At 65.9% G+C, this 16,604-nt stretch carries 15 protein-coding genes; 7 read left to right on the forward strand and 8 right to left on the reverse strand.

What is annotated here, in order from left to right; genetic code table 11:
• Nucleotides 1–43: 43 nt before the first annotated feature.
• From AC07XB_RS27730 to AC07XB_RS27740, 3 genes are all read left to right on the forward strand, one after another.
• Nucleotides 44–127: an ABC transporter ATP-binding protein C-terminal domain-containing protein gene (locus AC07XB_RS27730; protein WP_416053253.1), complete on the forward strand. Its 84-nt coding sequence runs from the start codon at nucleotides 44–46 to the stop codon at nucleotides 125–127.
• On the forward strand, nucleotides 120–821 hold the full coding sequence (locus AC07XB_RS27735) for an ABC transporter ATP-binding protein (protein WP_492807279.1): 702 nt from the start codon (nucleotides 120–122) through the stop codon (nucleotides 819–821). The genes AC07XB_RS27730 and AC07XB_RS27735 overlap by 8 nt, the downstream gene beginning before the upstream one ends.
• A 136-nt stretch (nucleotides 822–957) precedes the next feature.
• A complete protein-coding gene (locus tag AC07XB_RS27740) occupies nucleotides 958–1,557 on the forward strand; it encodes a DUF6869 domain-containing protein (protein WP_492370858.1) in 600 nt (199 codons plus the stop codon).
• Here AC07XB_RS27740 and AC07XB_RS27745 read toward each other — a convergent pair.
• Nucleotides 1,538–2,713 carry an ABC transporter substrate-binding protein gene (locus AC07XB_RS27745; RefSeq protein ID WP_492831541.1) on the reverse strand — a complete coding sequence of 392 codons (1,176 nt, stop codon included), beginning with the start codon at nucleotides 2,711–2,713 and terminating at the stop codon, nucleotides 1,538–1,540. The genes AC07XB_RS27740 and AC07XB_RS27745 overlap by 20 nt on opposite strands.
• A 197-nt stretch (nucleotides 2,714–2,910) precedes the next feature.
• Here AC07XB_RS27745 and AC07XB_RS27750 point away from each other — a divergent pair, with 197 nt between their 5' ends.
• A complete protein-coding gene (locus AC07XB_RS27750) occupies nucleotides 2,911–3,471 on the forward strand; it encodes an NADPH-dependent FMN reductase (RefSeq protein WP_492370856.1) in 561 nt (186 codons plus the stop codon).
• 51 nt (nucleotides 3,472–3,522) lie between these two features.
• On the opposite strand, the gene AC07XB_RS27755 is transcribed toward AC07XB_RS27750, so the two are convergent.
• The 4 genes from AC07XB_RS27755 to AC07XB_RS27770 form a co-directional block, all read right to left on the reverse strand.
• Nucleotides 3,523–5,067, reverse strand: coding sequence for a methyl-accepting chemotaxis protein (locus AC07XB_RS27755; RefSeq protein WP_253930815.1), 1,545 nt, complete (start codon nucleotides 5,065–5,067; stop codon nucleotides 3,523–3,525).
• A 201-nt stretch (nucleotides 5,068–5,268) separates the two neighbouring features.
• Nucleotides 5,269–5,748, reverse strand: coding sequence for an SRPBCC family protein (locus AC07XB_RS27760; RefSeq protein WP_492370855.1), 480 nt, complete (start codon nucleotides 5,746–5,748; stop codon nucleotides 5,269–5,271).
• Between the two features lie 94 nt (nucleotides 5,749–5,842).
• Complete coding sequence (locus AC07XB_RS27765; protein ID WP_043354992.1) at nucleotides 5,843–6,274, reverse strand: HU family DNA-binding protein; 432 nt, start codon at nucleotides 6,272–6,274, stop codon at nucleotides 5,843–5,845.
• Nucleotides 6,275–6,574: 300 nt separating this feature from the next.
• A complete protein-coding gene (locus tag AC07XB_RS27770) occupies nucleotides 6,575–7,333 on the reverse strand; it encodes a Coq4 family protein (RefSeq protein WP_492370960.1) in 759 nt (252 codons plus the stop codon).
• Between the two features lie 200 nt (nucleotides 7,334–7,533).
• Between AC07XB_RS27770 and AC07XB_RS27775 the strand changes: the two genes are divergently transcribed.
• Nucleotides 7,534–8,238 carry a Crp/Fnr family transcriptional regulator gene (locus tag AC07XB_RS27775; protein ID WP_492370854.1) on the forward strand — a complete coding sequence of 235 codons (705 nt, stop codon included), beginning with the start codon at nucleotides 7,534–7,536 and terminating at the stop codon, nucleotides 8,236–8,238.
• A 28-nt stretch (nucleotides 8,239–8,266) separates the two neighbouring features.
• On the opposite strand, the gene AC07XB_RS27780 is transcribed toward AC07XB_RS27775, so the two are convergent.
• The 3 genes from AC07XB_RS27780 to AC07XB_RS27790 are packed head-to-tail and all read right to left on the reverse strand — an operon-like array spanning nucleotide 8,267 to nucleotide 13,500.
• Nucleotides 8,267–11,068 carry an Hsp70 family protein gene (locus AC07XB_RS27780; RefSeq protein WP_492831542.1) on the reverse strand — a complete coding sequence of 934 codons (2,802 nt, stop codon included), beginning with the start codon at nucleotides 11,066–11,068 and terminating at the stop codon, nucleotides 8,267–8,269.
• A gap of 9 nt (nucleotides 11,069–11,077) precedes the next feature.
• Complete coding sequence (locus AC07XB_RS27785) at nucleotides 11,078–12,925, reverse strand: Hsp70 family protein (RefSeq protein ID WP_492370852.1); 1,848 nt, start codon at nucleotides 12,923–12,925, stop codon at nucleotides 11,078–11,080.
• Nucleotides 12,922–13,500, reverse strand: a complete 579-nt coding sequence (locus AC07XB_RS27790; protein WP_492831543.1) for a DUF2760 domain-containing protein — start codon at nucleotides 13,498–13,500, stop codon at nucleotides 12,922–12,924. The genes AC07XB_RS27785 and AC07XB_RS27790 overlap by 4 nt, the downstream gene beginning before the upstream one ends.
• A 335-nt stretch (nucleotides 13,501–13,835) precedes the next feature.
• Between AC07XB_RS27790 and AC07XB_RS27795 the strand changes: the two genes are divergently transcribed.
• Together AC07XB_RS27795 and AC07XB_RS27800 are read left to right on the forward strand one after the other, a co-directional pair.
• Nucleotides 13,836–14,054, forward strand: a complete 219-nt coding sequence (locus AC07XB_RS27795) for a hypothetical protein (protein WP_492370850.1) — start codon at nucleotides 13,836–13,838, stop codon at nucleotides 14,052–14,054.
• A 286-nt stretch (nucleotides 14,055–14,340) separates the two neighbouring features.
• Nucleotides 14,341–16,578, forward strand: coding sequence for an NADP-dependent isocitrate dehydrogenase (locus tag AC07XB_RS27800; RefSeq protein WP_477132391.1), 2,238 nt, complete (start codon nucleotides 14,341–14,343; stop codon nucleotides 16,576–16,578).
• Nucleotides 16,579–16,604: the final 26 nt, after the last annotated feature.

The raw sequence follows: 16,604 nt of genomic DNA on the forward strand, positions 1-16,604 counted from the left end.
ATTTCGCTTTGCCGAGCGCATTACGGTGCTGGTGGGTGGCCGCGTGCTGACCGAGGGCACGCCGGCCGAGATCGGCGCCGATCCCCGCGTCAGGGAGGTATACCTCGGGGAGGCCGCCCATGACTGAACTGCTGCGGGTGCAGGGGCTGAGTGCGGGCTATGGCGACGCCGTCGTGCTCGACGGCATCGACCTGGCGATGGATGCCGGCGAGAGCCTGGCCTTGCTGGGCCGCAACGGGGTGGGCAAGAGCACGCTGCTGATGACGTTGATGGGCCTGACCCGGCAGCGGCGCGGCAGCCTGTCTTGGCGCGGGCGCGACCTGGCGCGGCTGGCGGCGCATCAGCGCGCCGCCGCCGGCCTGGGATGGGTGCCGCAGGAGCGCTGCATGTTCCCGTCCCTGACCGTGGAGGAACACCTGACGGCGGTGGCACGTCCGGGCCACTGGAATGTCGCTCGGGTCTACGAAGTCTTTCCCCGGCTGCAGGAACGGCGCGCAAACCTGGGCAACCAGTTGTCGGGGGGAGAGCAGCAGATGCTGGCAATTGGCCGGGCGCTCATGGTAAACCCGGCCCTGCTATTACTCGACGAGCCGATGGAGGGATTGGCGCCTATCATTGTTCAGGAATTGCAGCATGTGATCCGCCGCTTGATCGAGGAAGGCGGCATGGCTGTGATCGTGGTGGAGCAGCACGCTCGCCTGGCGCTTGGCATGACGCGGCGCGCGATGGTGCTCGATCGCGGCAAGGTAGTGTTTGAGTCGACCAGCGCGGAGCTGCTGGCGGACAAGGGCAATCTGGACAGGTTGCTGACGGTTGCCTGAGCCCAACCCCGGTATGGTCAACCGGCGGCAAGCGATAGGCGGCGAGCGTTGGTGGCCGTCAGCGGCCGTTGACGGCAACACCGCCTTCGGCCAGCGGCAGTGCCCATTTTTCGCAGGCGGGTAGTCACGGGGAACTATGGAAACCCATGAGCAGAATCGGCTCGTCAACGCCTATATCCAGCGTTACAGCCGCTACGACCCGGCCATTGGCCGGCACGAGGTGCGCTCGTTCTGGGTCTGGCAGGCTTGCGACTGGCTCGGCGTCAACGACCCCGAAGGGTTATGGCGGCTGGTGCAGGAAGTCCTGGCCCGCACCGATAGTCCCCGTGTCCTTGCCGCGCTCGCTGCAGGCGAGCTCGAAGACCTGATCGAATATCACGGCCCGGCCTTCATCGGCCGCATCGAGCAGGAGGCCGCGCGCGCCCCGCGCTTTCGCCGCCTGCTGTGCGGCGTCTGGCGCAGTTCCACGCCCGAGGTCTGGGCGCGGGTGCTGGCCGCCAGCGACAGCAATTTCAACGAAGTGCCGCAGCGTGCGATGTGGATATGCTACGAGCAGCGTGGCTGGGATGTGCAGGGCGCAGCGGCGCAGCCCGATGGCGAGGCAGGCGTGTCCCGCGAGACCCACAGACAGCCCGCCCGTGTCGTGCCCTCGCCATCGCAGTTCCGGCAGCGTGAAGGCGCGATGCACGCAGACTCGCCGCATCACGCCGCCTGGCCTACTTCCCCGGATCCTTGACGTTGTCGAACTTGTCGAACTCCACGTTGTAGAGCTCGCCGCCAACCTTCTCCACACGCCGGATATAGACGGTCTGGACTACATCGCGGGTGTCCGGGTCGATCATGATCGGGCCGCGCGGGCTGACGATCTTCATGCCCTTGAGCGCCGCGACGAACTTGTCGCCGTCGGTCGCGCCGCCGGTCTTCTTCAGCGCGTCGTAGATTGCGCGCATGCCGTCATAGGCGGCCACGGCCATGAAGTTAGGCCGGCCGGCGCCGGGATTGGCTTCGGCAAAGGCTTTCAAGAAGGCCTTGTTCTCGGGCGAATCGTGCGCCATCGAGTAATGGAACGACGTGATCACGCCCAGCGTGGCGTCGCCCATGGCTGGCAGCACATGGTCGTCGGTCAGGTCGCCGGTGGCGATCACGCGGATGCCGGCCTCGGCCAGGCCGCGCTCGCGAAAGCCCTTCATGAACGCCACGCCTTGCTCGCCGGCGGGCAGGAACAGAAACACCGCCTCCGGCTTGGCATCCTTGATGCGCTGGATGAACGGCGCGAACTCCGGGTTGCGCAGCGGCACCCGGATCGATTCGACCACCTGTCCGCCGCCGCCGATGAAATTGGTCTTGAACGCGGTCTCCGCGTCGATCCCCGGCGCGTAGTCCGCCACCAGCGTCGCTACCTTGCGCACTTTGTTCTTGATGGCCCAGGTGGCCATCGGCGCCGAGATCTGCGGCAAGGTCATCGACACCCGCGCGATATACGCGGATTTGGTGGTGATCGAGGACGACGCCGCGTTGAAGATCACCATCGGCTTTCTGGCTTGCTCTGCAATCGGCGCCACTGCCAGGGCCTCGGGCGTGAGGCCGAAGCCGGCCAGCACGTCGACCTTGTCGCGCACCACCAGCTCCTGTGCCAGCCGCTTGGCCACATCCGGGGCCGGGCCCGTGGTGTCCTTGCTGATGATCTGCACCTTGCGCCCCGCCACGGTATCGCCATTGAGCTTCTGGAACGCCTTGATGCCGCCTTCCATCTGCTTGCCATAGTCGGCAAAGCTGCCCGAGAAGGGCGCGATCAGCCCGATCCTGACGGGATCGGCGGCGTGGGCAAGCGTTGGCGCCATGGCAAGCACGCTGCAAGCCGCGAGGGCACGCAGCAAGGGGGCAAAGGTCATCGATGGTCTCCTGGTCGAGTGCGCTCTGGTCCCGCAAAGGGGCCGGGCGGGTGCTGGCGCGGGGCACTGGCACAGGAGTTTAGGGGGCGGGGCGGTTTGGTGCAATCGGGGCTTGCGCAAAGGGCTGCGGGCAGCCAGGCGCATTCGGCATAGAATGCGCGCTGGCTCAGACACCACCCATGCGGTGCAAATCGGGAATGATGAAAGTACTTGCGCTATCCGGCAGCCTGCGGGCTGTGTCCATCAATTCCGCGCTGCTGCGCGCGGCCGCGCGGCTGGCGCCAGCGAATGTGTCGGTTGCAGTGTTCAGCGGTCTTGGGGCGTTGCCGCTGTTCAACCCGGACGACGAGGCTTGTCCGCATGCCAGCGTGACACGCTTGTTTGCCGAGGTGGCGCAGGCGGACGCGCTGCTGATCGCTAGCCCCGAGTACGCGCACGGCGTGACCGGCACGATCAAGAATGCACTGGATTGGCTGGTGGGTTACGAGCCGTTCGCCTTCAAGCCGGTCGCCGTGCTCAATGCATCGCCGCGCGCGCACCATGCCGATGCGGCACTGCGCGAGACCTTGAAGACGATGGCCGCCGTCATTATCGAGCCGGCGTCGATCACCGTGCCATTGCTGGGCGCCAGGCTGGATGAGGATGGCATGGTATCGACGCCGGCCATTGCCGCTGCCATTCAAGAAGCGCTGGTGGCGCTGTACGATGCCGTCGTCCTTCACAAGACGACGGCAGTTGCCACCTTTCCGCTGGCGTGACCGGCAAGCGGCTCGCGGCGCGCCATAGGAGGACCAGGAGGGGCGGGCGGTTCAGGCAGCCACGAGGCGGAACGTGGATACCGCTTCCTTCAGGCGCTGGGCCTGCTCTTCCAGCGATCCCGCTGCGGCCGCGGCTTGCTCCACCAGCGCGGCGTTCTGCTGCGTCACCGTGTCCATCTGGGTGACGGCCTGGTTGACCTGCTCGATGCCGGCGCTCTGCTCGGCCGAGGCGGCGCTGATCTCGCCCATGATGTCGGTCACGCGTTTTACCGCGCCCACGATCTCATCCATGGTCTGGCCGGCCTTGGTGACCAGCTGCGAGCCCTTTTCCACGCGCTCGACCGAGTCGCCGATCAGCGACTTGATCTCCTTGGCGGCGGTCGCGCTGCGCTGCGCCAGGCTGCGCACCTCGCCGGCCACCACGGCAAAGCCCCGGCCTTGCTCGCCCGCGCGGGCGGCTTCCACCGCGGCGTTGAGGGCGAGGATGTTGGTCTGGAAGGCGATGCCCTCGATCACGGCAATGATGTCGACCACCTTGCGCGAAGCACCGTTGATCTCCTGCATGGTGTCGACCACCTGGCCAACCACCGCACCGCCCTTGATCGCGATCTCGGAGGCGTTGACGGCGAGCGAGCTCGCCTGCTTGGCGTTGTCCGCGTTCTGGCGGACGATGCTGGTCAGCTCCTCCATGCTGGAGGCCGTTTCCTGCAGTGACGACGCTTGTTCTTCCGTGCGCTGGGACAGGTCCGTGTTGCCTGCGGCGATCTGGCTCGTGCCGGACGCAATGGATTCGGTGCCGGTGCGCACCTGGGTCACGATGCGCAGGATGTTGCCATTCATGTCGCCCAGGGCGCGCAGCAGCTGGCCAGTCTCGTCCTTGCTATCCGAGCGGATGTGGCTGGTCAGGTCGCCAGACGCCACCTTGCGCGCGAAGCCCACGGCGCGATGCAGCGGCGCGGTGATGCCGGCGGTCAGCCATACCGAGAACGCCACGCCAATGGCCAGCACCAGCACGCCAAGCGCGATCAGGCGATTGCGTGCGGAGAGGTAGATCTCGTTGATGTCCAATGCGGTCTGGTCAATGCTGGCGCGCTGGATATCCAGCAGCTTCTGGATCTCGGCAAGGTAGGCATTGCCGGCGGGCACGAACTCGCTCTCGAGCACCTGGTTGGCTTCGTCGGTCTGGCCGGCTTCCTTGAGCTTGGTGATCTTGTCGCGCGAGTCGTTGTACGGCTTGCGCACGGTCTGGATCGTCTTGAACGCCGCCTTCTCCGCGTCGGAGGACAGCATCGGCTCGATCTTGTCGCGCAACGCCGCGATGGCGTCGACCGACCCCTTCGTCTCGGCGGCGAAGAATGCGCCCAGGCTCGGGTCGGCACTGCGCGCCACCGCGGTGGTGCGACGCACGCTCGTATGCATCAGGCGATACCAGTCGCTGACGACGCGCTCCTTGGCCAGCGGCTGCTGCATCATGTCGTGCGTGTGGCTGGCCACGTCCTGCAGCCCCAGGATGCTGAACACGGTCATGAGCGTTGACAGCAGCAGCACCACGCCAAAGCCAATGCCAAGGCGTACCCCAATTCCAAGATTCTTCATTTTCTTCTACCTGAATGGAAATAATAAGGCGGCGAAATGCTGGCCCATAGGACCTGGATTCGCTCTATTGTCAGCCGCGCCGTTTATCGCGAACGCATCTGCGGACTATGGTGAATATCGGCTATCGAGGTGGGAACTTGAGTGGCGGGGCTTGTCGCCCGGCCGGCAGGCCGCGAGAGCGGCCTGGCGAGGATGGCGTGCTCAGGCGGATTCGCGCAGGCTCTGCAGTGCCAGCCGCTGCCAGTTTCGCGCGGCATAAGCATGCGCCTGGCGCAGCGCCGCCCAGAGACCGACGAGCCTGATGTCCTTCAGGAATCCCTTGGCTTCGAATTCGGTCGTGCGCCGTACCCGTGTCCTGCCATCGCCCAGCGGCTCAAGGCTGAAGGTGTCGATCAGCTTGCCGACCCAGGCACGGCACCAGACTGTGCTTTCCTGCATCTGGTACTGCAGCAGCCGGTCCGGCTCCAGTTGCAGGATGCGCTGGTCGATGGTGCCCCGGTCCGTGGTGCATTGCCGCGTGTTCCCGACCGCCGCGACGCCCTCCAGGACGCGGCAGCTCATTGGCTTTGGAATGCCCAGCCAGAACAGCAGCGGGCGCGACGCATCCATGCGGGCATGAAGGAAGTGCGGCCAGACATGCCGTGGCTCGCACTCAAAAATCCACTCGGACCTGATCTTCATCGCGTGTGCTCGATATCGGGTATTGACCTGCAATGCAAAAGGGAGCCACGCGGGCTCCCTTTTGTTTCAGCTGCGTTCTGTTTGCCCGCTCAGCTTACAGCGCGGCGTCCTTCAGCTTCTTCATCGGGCGAACCTTGACCTTGACGGTCGCCGGCTTGGCAGCGAACCACTGGTCTTCGCCGGTGAACGGGTTCTTGCCGAAGCGCTTCTTGGTGGCGGCAACCTGGGTTGCCACGACCTTGAACAGGCCCGGCAGGGTGAATTCGCCGGCGCCCTTCTTGTGCACCGCGCTCAGGATGGTGTTTTCCAGATGGACCAGCACGGTCTTGACCGTCTTGGCATCCAGTTCAGTCTGGGCCACCAGGTGGGCCACCAGGCTGGACTTGTTGAACGTGTCCTTCAGGGGTTTCACCGCCGGCGCGGCCGCTGCGACCTTCTTTGCCGGAGCCGCCTTCTTTGCCGGCGCCGCCTTCTTGGCGGCAGGCTTGGCGGTGGTCTTTACGACAGCATTTGCTTTGGTAGCCATGGATTATGGAGTCTTGTGTTCGTTGAATGACGCTTGCTGCCGACGGCAGCAAGCGTATGGGGAGCATAGCATTCCCGCTGGCGCCTGCCAAACGTCTGCAATCACAATCGACAATAGACAAGGGACAGTGCTTTGGGTCCCGGCTGCGGAAATTACGGATGGATGCGGGATGCCATTTTGATGGATGCGCCCGATGCGATTGATAAAATACGAAATTCGCCAGAAACGCAGCAGGAGTGCCCACAGGCCCACAGGCCCACAGGCCCATAGGCCCATAGGCCCATAGGCAGCGCCCGGAGCTTAGTCGGAAAACAGCGATTGCGAAGCCGCGCCCTGTGGCTGGCATTGCGCGGCCTTGCTGGCTGCCTGGTACAGCACGGGTTCGAGAATGCCCAGCCGCGCGCGCGCTGCCTCGAGCGGCTCATGCAGCAGCGTCTCGTAGTCCTCGGCCATCAGCCACTTCGCCTTGCGTCCATGGCGATAGCCCTCGACGACGGCGCGCAAGTACGCGGTGTTGCCGGTCTTGCGCAGGCTCTGCAAGGCGGTAGCAACGGCGATGAATGCCCAGCCGAGGGCGCCGGTCTGTGCGTAGCTGAACGCCACCAGCGCTGCTTCGCCCATGTTCTCGTTGGCCTTGTAGCCGGTCAGCACATGCCAGATGTCGTGGATGTCACGGGTTCGCCTGCCGAACCAGGCGTAGGGATCCTCGACCAGCGGCTCGCTGTTGAGGTTTGAAATCGCGGCAAGTCCGGCGGCGCTGTAGCCCGTTTGCTCCAGGAACGCGCGGTAGGCGGCGCCGAGCGTGCCGGGTGCGAAGCTGGCGATGAACGCCGGGTCGGAGAAGCGCTCCGTCAGTTCGACGCGAAGATAAGCCAGCCGCCGCCCGCTCGTGGTCCTCAGGAGCCGCGCGTAGTTCTTTGGCGCGGACGGGCCGTTGAGGGCGCGCATGATGAGAAACACTTGCGTGGTGTCGTCTCCGTTTGCCAGCAGCTTGCGGATCGCACGGAATGCGGCTGGAAAGTCACGCTTATACAGAGCGGGGGAGGTCGCTACGTCCATTGCCTCGTTCCTCTTATCGGGTTTGTTGCCGGCGGTTGTTGCCGGGATGGCGAAGTCGCCGGTGCTTCGGGTCTTCAGGGCTTGCGGGGTTTTCAGGGTGTCCAGGGTTTTCATCCAGGTCCCTGATCGCAATGAGCGATCTTTGCAGGGAATGGCGGACTACAATGTCGTCTTCCTGACATAAGACTACGATTGGCGCTGTGTCAAAGTCATCCACCCCCGAAGACCACCTCGCTGCCCTGCGATCCAGCGTATGGTTCGCCGGTCTTGCCGCTGATTTTCAACGGTGGATCGTCGCGCACGCCAAGGTCAGGTCGCTAGCTGCGGGCCAACGCTTGTTCGCGCACGGGGACCCGGCGGATGGCCTGTACTTTGTGGTGGCTGGCGCCATCCGCATGACCAGTTCCTCCGCCGATGGCAAGGAGGCACTGCTGGCTTTTGCGGAAACGCCGCAATGGTTCGGCGAGGTTGCCTTGTTTGACGCCTTGCCGCGCGCCCACGATGCCTGGATCGAGTCCGACGTGGTGCTGCTGCATATCGACCAGCAGGATGCGGTGCGGTTTCTCGACGAAAATCCGGTGCACTGGAAAGCGGTGGGCTTGCTGATGGCCCCAAAGCTCAGGCTGGCGTTTGAAGCGATTGAGTCGTCGGTGCTGATGCCTGTGCCGGTCAGGCTGGCGCGCCGCTTGCTGGCCATCGCCGGCGGCTATGGCGAGCGCCATGGCCTGAGCAAGCGGGTGATCAACGTGCAGCAAGAGCAACTCGGCTTGATGCTGTCGGTTTCGCGGCAAACGGTGAACCAGATTCTCCGGGATTTCGAGGCGCAGGGCCTGGTGCAGCGCACGCGGGGGTCCATCGAGATCCTGGATCTCGCGTCGCTGCGAAGATTCGCGGAGGTCGGCTAGGTCATTTGCCGGCCCGCCGCGATCGCACTCAGGCTACGATCAGCGTCAACCCCGCTGGCAGCGACTCGCCAAAGACCCGTCCTTCATCGGCCTCATCGAGTTCCACCGTTGTGCGCACCATGTCGATCCAGCTACGTGGCGCGTTGACGGCCTCGAGCCGGCTGACCACGCGCATGCGGATATCCAGCGGCAGGTCCCGCGACCGGTCCCCCGTCATGCGGGCAATCTGCACGGCGGCGAAGGCGCCCGGCTCGACCTTCTTCCAGTCGAGCGCAAGAATCGCCTCCAGCCATTGCGAGCCAACCTCTGGCGGCACGACGCTGTGCGCGCTGCCGTAGAACGGCCGGCGCGCGCCGATGCGGCCCACGGCCCACCAGCTTTGAAGGTTCTCCGAGGGTTTCTTGAGCCGGGCGAGCAGCCACTCGGCGACTTCGATCTTGCGCTCGACAGGCACGCGTTCCAGCGATCCCGCGAGCCGCACCATGTCGGCGTAGCCGGCCTTGGCGGCGCCGGCGGGGCGCTTGTAGCGCGCCGTGCCGGGGGGCTGCAGGTAGAAGGCGATGTCGTCCAGCAAGCGCAACTGCGCGCTTTCGTCCAGGCCGCCGGCGGTGCGGCGCCACAGCGTCCACCATTCCGACCAGATCTGGCTCTCGTTGACGTACTGGATGCCCTGCTCGAACAATGACCAGAGCTGCCCGGCGCGCCACTCGTCCAGCGGGTAGCCGAACCCAGGCCGCATGCAATAGCCGGCAAGGTTGAGCCAGAGGCGTTCATGGTCTGCCGTGCGGCGGCGGCGGCGCGCGCGTTCCCACAACGTGCCGAACAGGGCGCGCAGCAGCGCGCTGTCCCATTGGTCGCGCGTGCCCAGCAGTTGCTCCAGTTGCGCGCGCAGCCGCTTGACTTCCTTGGGGCCAACGTCTTGCGAGCGGGCGCCAAAGGTGCGGTCGATGCATTCGATGGCCTGGGCCAGGGAGGGATGCGGCGCGTGGGTCGCCGTGTCTGCCGCCGGGGCATCGCCGCGCAGCTGGAACTCGAGCAGCCAGCGCTGTGAAGGATTGGCGATCTCGCTGCAGTGCACCTCCAGCGTGCCGACTTCGGTAAGCGATGTGGTGAGTTGCACCAGCGTGTCTCGCGCGTCGCTGGCGCCGCGCGGTTGCACCACGGTGGCGATCGGCGGCAGGCGGACGAAATCGCCGCTGGCGAGGTCGGCCAGTTCGCCCGGCTGATAGGGCGTGTCGGCGACGGAGGAGACCAGGTGGAAGCGTACCGGATGCCCGAGGCGCAGGGAGAAGGTGCGATCCTTGAGATGGATCTCCTGGCCGTCTTCGGTGCCGCGCGGCAACAGGCAAATGCCGCGCTGTGCCTGCGCGGCATCACCGTTGTCCAGCACGAGGAAATAGCTGCGCGGCGAGCCCCCGCCGATGCGCGGCGCATGCCCGGCGCGGGCAAGCGCGAACGCCACCGCGCCACGGGCGACCGCCACGTCGGGGTTGTCGTTGTGCAGCACATGCAAGGGCGCTCGGCGCCAGGCGCCAAGCGTGCTCGACAAACGCCCCGTCAGCGCCTCGGCGCGGAACACGCCGCCGTTGAGCAGCAAGGTGTCGGGCATCGGTGGCGCGTCGTCTGGCGCTTCTCTTGCATCCTGTGCGTTCGCGATGCGCGACTGGGCCGCGTGCTGGCCCAGGAAGGCCGCAACGTGCCGGGTGATCGCCGGGTCGGCCGCATAGGGCAGGCCAAATTCGACGATGCCGCCCCGTGAGCGCCCCGGTCTTTCGCCGGCCGAGACGGCTGGGAAAAACCCCTCGACAATGATCTGCTCGATCTCCTGCCGGGTGACTTCGACGGAGCGCGCGCCGCCGATCAGCCGGGAGCCCGAACCGAGCAGCGTGATCGTGACCGCCTCCGGCGCCTGCGCGCTGAGCAGTTGCTCCTTGGCGGCACGGCATCGCTCGACCAACTGCGACAGGCTGCCCGCCGACAAGCGCGAGTGCGCCGTGGCGATGCGCGACTCGACCAGATGCGCGAGGGCGAGGTCCATGTTGTCGCCGCCGAGCATCAGGTGATTGCCAACCCCGATCCGTGTCAATTGCGGCTGGCCGTCCTGCACCTCCACCTTGATCAGGGTCAGGTCGGTGGTGCCGCCGCCGACATCGCAGATCAACACCAGCCGCGTTTGCGCCAGGTCGGCCGCTAGCGTTTCGCGATGATGGAACACCCAGTCGTAGAAGGCCGCCTGGGGCTCCTCCAGCATGCGCAGCGCGGGCAGTCCGGCCATGCGCGCGGCTTCCAGCGTGAGGGCGCGCGCGCCTTCATCGAACGAGGCGGGCACGGTGAGCACCACGTCCTGATCCTCGAGCCGGGCATCGGGGAAACGGTGGTTCCATGCCGCGCGCACATGCGCCAGGTAGCTGGCGCTGGCCGCCACCGGCGACACCTTGCCGACTTCGTCGGCGGCGCCCCACGGCAGGATCGGCGCCACGCGGTCGACCGACGCATGCGACAGCCAGCTTTTGGCGCTGGCGACCAGCCTGCCGGGCACTTGCGCGCCCAGCGTGCGCGCAAGGCGGCCCACCACGACATGGCCCGATGCGGCTCCATCGGCACCATCCGTCCCATTGGCAACTTGCCACGGCAACTGCAGATCGCTGGCATTCAGCTCCCCCGGCGCCGCGTGGTACCGCACGGACGGCAGGAGTGGCCGCGTGGCCACCTCTCCCAGGCTCACCAGTTGATCGATGTCGAAGACGCGGATGTCCTCCGACCCTGCCTCGCCATAGGCGACGACCGTGTTGCTCGTGCCCAGGTCAATGCCGACGCTATACCGCTTCATGCATGGCACTCAGGCATTCGCGTTGCCGCGCACGTCGAACTCGACCTTCCAGCGCTCGCCTGTGCCACGGGGCACGGCTTCCAGCTCCAGCGTGCCGGCCTCCGTGATGCGGGCATGCAGCTTCACCGGCACGACTTCGCCAGGCGTGCGGCCTTCGGGCGGCAGCGTGGCCTGGATTTCATCGAGCTCTTGCAGGTCTTCGGGCCCCCAGAAGTCGAGCAGGGTGCCTACCTGGTCCTGGCGGCGCACCGACGAGCCGAAGAAGCGGAAGTGCACGGGTTCGCCGACCACGAGCCCGAATTCCTGCTCCGGCAACGGCGCCTCGGTGCCTTCCTCCATGCCGAAGGGCGCCACGCACAGCGCCTGGATGGGCGGCTCGAAGCCCGGGATGGCGGGCATCGCCGATTCCACCGCAATGTAGTAGGCCCGCGCGGTGCCGCCGCGAATGCGCACGCCCTTGCCGCGGCGCACGTAGCCGTAGTAGGCGGCGCCACGCGCGACAGCCAGGTCCAGGTCGGCGCCCCCCAGCAGGCGCGCGGGGGCCGCGCCTTCCGCGGCGAGCCAGCCGTTGAGCGTCTGCAGGATGCGCTCGACCAGCAGGGCGGACTTGAACACGCCGCCGTTGAACAGCACCGCCGTGGGATGCAGGAAGGTCGCGCCCGGCGCCGCCTTGCCTGCCAGGCCTTCCATCTCGGCCAGCGCTGCCACCTGGCGGCCCAGGAACGCCGCCAGATGTCGTGTGATGGCCGGGTCCTGCGCGTACGGCAGGCCCAGTTGCGTCAGCCCGGCGCGTGCCCGGCTGACCGGGCGGGCAGAGCCATCCACCTGCGGGAAAAAGCCTTCCAGGATGATCTGGGTGAGCTCGGCGCGGGTCAGCTCCGTGCGGATCGAGCCGCCGATGAGCTTGGAGCCGCGGCTCGGCACGACCAGCGGCACCGCGTCCGTGGTTGGGTCGCTGAGCAGGGTTTCCTTGGCGCTGCGGCAGGCATAGGTGAGCGCGCGCAGTTGCCACGGGTCGGCCTGCGTGCCTTGGGCCGCGAGCTTGCGCGCCACCACGTGGGCCAGCGCCAGGTCCATGTTGTCGCCGCCCAGCAGGATGTGCTCGCCGACGGCGACGCGGTGCAGCTCCAGGTTGCCCTCGCGCTCGATCACGGCGATCAGCGAAAGATCGGTGGTGCCACCACCCACGTCGACGACCAGGATGATGTCGCCCACCTTGACCTCTTTGCGCCACTGGCCGCCGCTCTTCTGAATCCAGCTATAGAGCGCGGCCTGAGGCTCCTCCAGCAGGGTCATGCGGGCATAGCCCGCGGATTCGGCGGCTTCTGCCGTCAGTTCCCGCGCGGCCGGATCGAACGACGCGGGAATGGTGACGGTGATGTCCTGCTCACCGAACGGGGCGTCGGGATGCGCGTGGTCCCACGCTTCGCGCAGGTGCGAGAGATAGCGCACGGAAGTCTCGAGCGGCGACACGCGCGGCACTTCCGCCGGCGCGTCGTTCGGCAGGATCGCCGCGCGGCGGTCTACCCCGGGGTGGCAAAGCCAGCTCTTCGCGCTCGATACCAGCCGGATCGGCGTGGCCGCGCCACGGCTGCGCGCCAGCTCGCCCACGGCGAAGTCCCGCGCGGCGTTCCACGGCAAGGCCAGGTCGCCCGGAGCCAGCTCGCTCGGATGCGGCAGGTACAAGAACGACGGCAGCAGGTCGCAATCTTCGATCGCGCCTGGTGCGGTGAGCTGTGTGATGGGCAGGACGCCCTGGGTGGTCTTCTCGCCGTCACTGGCGGTGAGGTCGACGTAGGAGAGGGCGCAATGCGTCGTGCCCAGGTCGATGCCGATCGAGTAGCGGGGGTCGCTCATAGCTCGACCTCGGCCGGGGCGATCACGGTGGCGTCATGGCGCTCGGCCAGCCGGGGCAGGCGGACTTCCGCCACGCGCCAGCCACGGTGGCTGATGCTGCCGTTGAACGGCGCGCTGCCGACCACGTTGCCGGTCAGCCGGATGGCGGTGGGATCGAACCCGTCGGGCACCGTTACGCGGCTGCCCTCGGCTTCCTCGCGCACCGGCCGGATGGTGAAATGCTCGCGCAGCACGGCGCGGCAACCGTCATGCACCAGCCGGGCGGCGGCACCGATTTCCGTGTCGGAATAGCCGGCGATGTCTTCCTCGACAAAATCGATGAAGCGCGCGTCGCGCTGGAGCAGGCCCAGCAGCTGGAGCGCGGCCTCGGGGCTCGCTTCTTTCAGCGCGCTCGGGGCCGGTGCCGCGGCCATGGGGGCAGGAACGGGTGCAGCGGGCGCTGGACTTGCGCCAGGCCCCGTGCCGTCACGCAGGCGCCGCACGCCCGCGGCAAGCTCGCGGTCGCCCAGGATGTTGAAAAACGTGCCCACGGCAAGGGAAATCCTGCCTAGGAAAGACATGTTCGAGTCGGTCATCAATGGCTCCAGATGTGCTCTGTTGAAGGACGAGCTGTCCCCTGGCGATGCTGTACTGGGCCCGCCCTGCCGCAGCGCAGGCGCTTGCCGGCAGGCAACGGCGTGGTGCGCGCAGTGGCGGGCTCGCCCGTCAGCATCTTGTTCTTCGGGCCCGGCCGGGCCGCTCAAGGCGGTATTTTGCCCTAAGGCGCCCATGATCCGGCCAATGCGGCCCACAAAGCGCCAAGACTCTCACCATGCTGCCCGCCATGACTCGCCCTTACGCAGGGCGCCGGAGTAGCCTTTAATAGAGCAAAATAGAACAAATGCCCGTCACGATCTGCATTGGAGCTGGGATGAAAGCGCTTTCCACCAAAGAACGGACGCGCAGGCGCCCGTCCGACAGGGTACTGAACGTTCTCGCGGCGCTCGTGGGCCTGGTTACGCTCGCGGCCGGCATCGCCTGGCTTATCTACAAGTGGCGCGTAGATCTCGAAGTTCCGTACTTTGCCATTCCGCTGGTGCTGACGGTCCCCGTGATCGCTGCCGCCGCATTCCGCAGTTTTTGGGACTAGCGCAGCGGTTTTGTGCATGTTAGCTGGCTTTAAGCGCAGTTAAGCCCGTTGGCCAGCCAGATGTGCGCGGCGTGGGGGCAAATGCCGGCGCGCTGTCCGCCCCTGCACGCGCCACGCAGCGCTAGCCTTGCCCCCACGCAGAACTTGCGTTTTGCGATTGCGAAGCAAAAACCCCGTGCGGTTCAGACCCCCCTGGAGAAAATTCAGGCAAAATTCGGGCATTCCTGCCGGGCTGTGACCCAGCCGGTGGCGTTCTCCAACCTATTTCTTGATCCTGAGATAAGCAATGAGTACCCAGCAACCCACCATCATCTACACGCTGACCGACGAAGCTCCGCTGCTGGCGACCAGTGCCTTTTTGCCCATCATCCGCACCTTCACCGCCCCGGCCGGCATCAACGTGACGACCAGCGACATCTCGGTGGCGGGCCGTATCCTGGGCGAATTCCCCGAATTCCTGACCGAGGCACAACGCGTGCCCGACAACCTGGCCGAACTGGGCCGACTGACCCTGCAGCCGGACACCAACATCATCAAGCTGCCCAACATCAGCGCCTCCGTGCACCAGCTGGTCAGCGCGATCAAGGAACTGCAGGCCAAGGGCTACAAGGTTCCCGATTTCCCGGAAGACCCGAAGACCGATGCCGAGAAGGCCATCCGCCAACGCTATTCGAAGTGCCTGGGCAGCGCCGTGAACCCGGTCCTGCGCGAAGGCAACTCGGACCGCCGCGCGCCGGCTGCCGTCAAGAACTACGCACGCAAGAACCCGCACAGCATGGGTGAGTGGAGCATGGCTTCGCGCACGCACGTGGCGCACATGAAGCACGGCGACTTCTATCATGGCGAAAAGTCCATGACCCTGGACCGCGCCCGCGATGTCAAGATGGAGCTGGTCACCAAGAGCGGCAAGACCATCGTGCTCAAGCCGAAGGTGTCGCTGCTGGACGGCGAGATCATCGACAGCATGTTCATGAGCAAGAAGGCGCTGTGCGACTTCTACGAAGAACAGATGGAAGACGCGCGCAAGACCGGCGTGATGCTGTCGCTGCACGTGAAGGCCACCATGATGAAGGTCTCGCACCCCATCGTGTTCGGCCACGCCGTGAAGATTTTCTACAAGGAAGCCTTCGAGAAGCACAGCAAGCTGTTCGACGAACTGGGCGTGAACGTCAACAACGGCCTGGTCAACCTGTACGACAAGCTGGAAAGCCTGCCGAGCTCCAAGCGCGAAGAAATCATCCGCGACATGCACGCTTGCCACGAACACCGTCCCGAGCTGGCGATGGTGGATTCGGCCAAGGGCATCTCCAACCTGCACGCGCCCAACGACGTGATCGTGGACGCCTCGATGCCGGCCATGATCCGCATCGGCGGCAAGATGTGGGGCGCCGATGGCCGTCCGAAGGACACCAAGGCCGTGATCCCGGAGAGCACGTTTGCCCGCATCTATCAGGAAATCATCAACTTCTGCAAGACCAACGGCAACTTCGACCCGGTCACCATGGGCACCGTGCCCAACGTCGGCCTGATGGCGCAGCAAGCCGAGGAGTACGGCTCGCACGACAAGACCTTTGAAGTGCCCGAGGCCGGCGAAGCCCGCATCGTTGACATCGCCACCGGCGAAGTGCTGCTGGTGCAGAACGTGGAAGAGGGCGACATCTGGCGCATGTGCCAGGTCAAGGACGCACCGATCCGCGACTGGGTCAAGCTGGCCGTCACGCGCGCGCGCAACTCCGGCATGCCGGCCATTTTCTGGCTGGACCCGTACCGCCCGCACGAAGCCGAGATGATCAAGAAGGTCGAGACCTACCTGAAGGATCACGACACCACCGGCCTGGACATCCAGATCATGTCGCAAGTGCGCGCCATGCGTTACACGCTGGAACGCGTCATCCGCGGCCTGGACACCATCTCGGTGACCGGCAACATCCTGCGCGACTACCTGACCGACCTGTTCCCGATCATGGAACTGGGCACCAGCGCCAAGATGCTCTCCATCGTCCCGCTGATGGCCGGCGGCGGCATGTATGAAACCGGCGCGGGCGGCTCGGCGCCTAAGCACGTCAAGCAACTGGTGGAAGAAAACCACCTGCGCTGGGATTCGCTGGGTGAATTCCTGGCGCTGGCGGTGTCGCTGGAAGAACTCGGCATCAAGACCAGCAACGAAAAAGCCAAGATCCTGGCCAAGACGCTGGACGCCGCCACTGGCAAGCTGCTGGACAACAACAAGAACCCGTCGCCCAAGACCGGCCAGCTGGACAACCGCGGCAGCCAGTTCTACCTGGCCATGTACTGGGCCCAGGAACTGGCGGCACAGACCGACGATGCTGCCCTGGCAGCGCAGTTCGCGCCGCTGGCCAAGCAACTGACCGACAACGAGCAGGTCATCGTTGGCGAGCTGTCGGCCGTGCAAGGCAAGGAAGCCGATATCGGCGGCTACTACAAGCCCGACTTTGCCAAGCTGGACATCGTGATGCGCCCCAGCAAGACGCTGAACGCCGCGCTGGCAGCCGTCAAGGCGTAATCGATGCAAGCCTGGCCGCCCTGTCG

It is taken from the genome of Cupriavidus sp. GW821-FHT02F09 (assembly GCF_059421605.1).

Bases quoted from the DNA above. Each gene is read 5' to 3' on its own strand.
- AC07XB_RS27745 (WP_492831541.1), bottom strand. From the start codon at position 2,713: ATGACCTTTGCCCCCTTGCTGCGTGCCCTCGCGGCTTGCAGCGTGCTT.
- AC07XB_RS27735 (WP_492807279.1), top strand. From the start codon at position 120: ATGACTGAACTGCTGCGGGTGCAGGGGCTGAGTGCGGGCTATGGCGAC.
- AC07XB_RS27780 (WP_492831542.1), bottom strand. From the start codon at position 11,068: ATGAAGCGGTATAGCGTCGGCATTGACCTGGGCACGAGCAACACGGTC.
- AC07XB_RS27750 (WP_492370856.1), top strand. From the start codon at position 2,911: ATGATGAAAGTACTTGCGCTATCCGGCAGCCTGCGGGCTGTGTCCATC.
- AC07XB_RS27800 (WP_477132391.1), top strand. From the start codon at position 14,341: ATGAGTACCCAGCAACCCACCATCATCTACACGCTGACCGACGAAGCT.
- AC07XB_RS27770 (WP_492370960.1), bottom strand. From the start codon at position 7,333: ATGGACGTAGCGACCTCCCCCGCTCTGTATAAGCGTGACTTTCCAGCC.
- AC07XB_RS27765 (WP_043354992.1), bottom strand. From the start codon at position 6,274: ATGGCTACCAAAGCAAATGCTGTCGTAAAGACCACCGCCAAGCCTGCC.
- AC07XB_RS27760 (WP_492370855.1), bottom strand. From the start codon at position 5,748: ATGAAGATCAGGTCCGAGTGGATTTTTGAGTGCGAGCCACGGCATGTC.
- AC07XB_RS27795 (WP_492370850.1), top strand. From the start codon at position 13,836: ATGAAAGCGCTTTCCACCAAAGAACGGACGCGCAGGCGCCCGTCCGAC.
- AC07XB_RS27785 (WP_492370852.1), bottom strand. From the start codon at position 12,925: ATGAGCGACCCCCGCTACTCGATCGGCATCGACCTGGGCACGACGCAT.
- AC07XB_RS27755 (WP_253930815.1), bottom strand. From the start codon at position 5,067: ATGAAGAATCTTGGAATTGGGGTACGCCTTGGCATTGGCTTTGGCGTG.
- AC07XB_RS27790 (WP_492831543.1), bottom strand. From the start codon at position 13,500: ATGACCGACTCGAACATGTCTTTCCTAGGCAGGATTTCCCTTGCCGTG.
- AC07XB_RS27740 (WP_492370858.1), top strand. From the start codon at position 958: ATGGAAACCCATGAGCAGAATCGGCTCGTCAACGCCTATATCCAGCGT.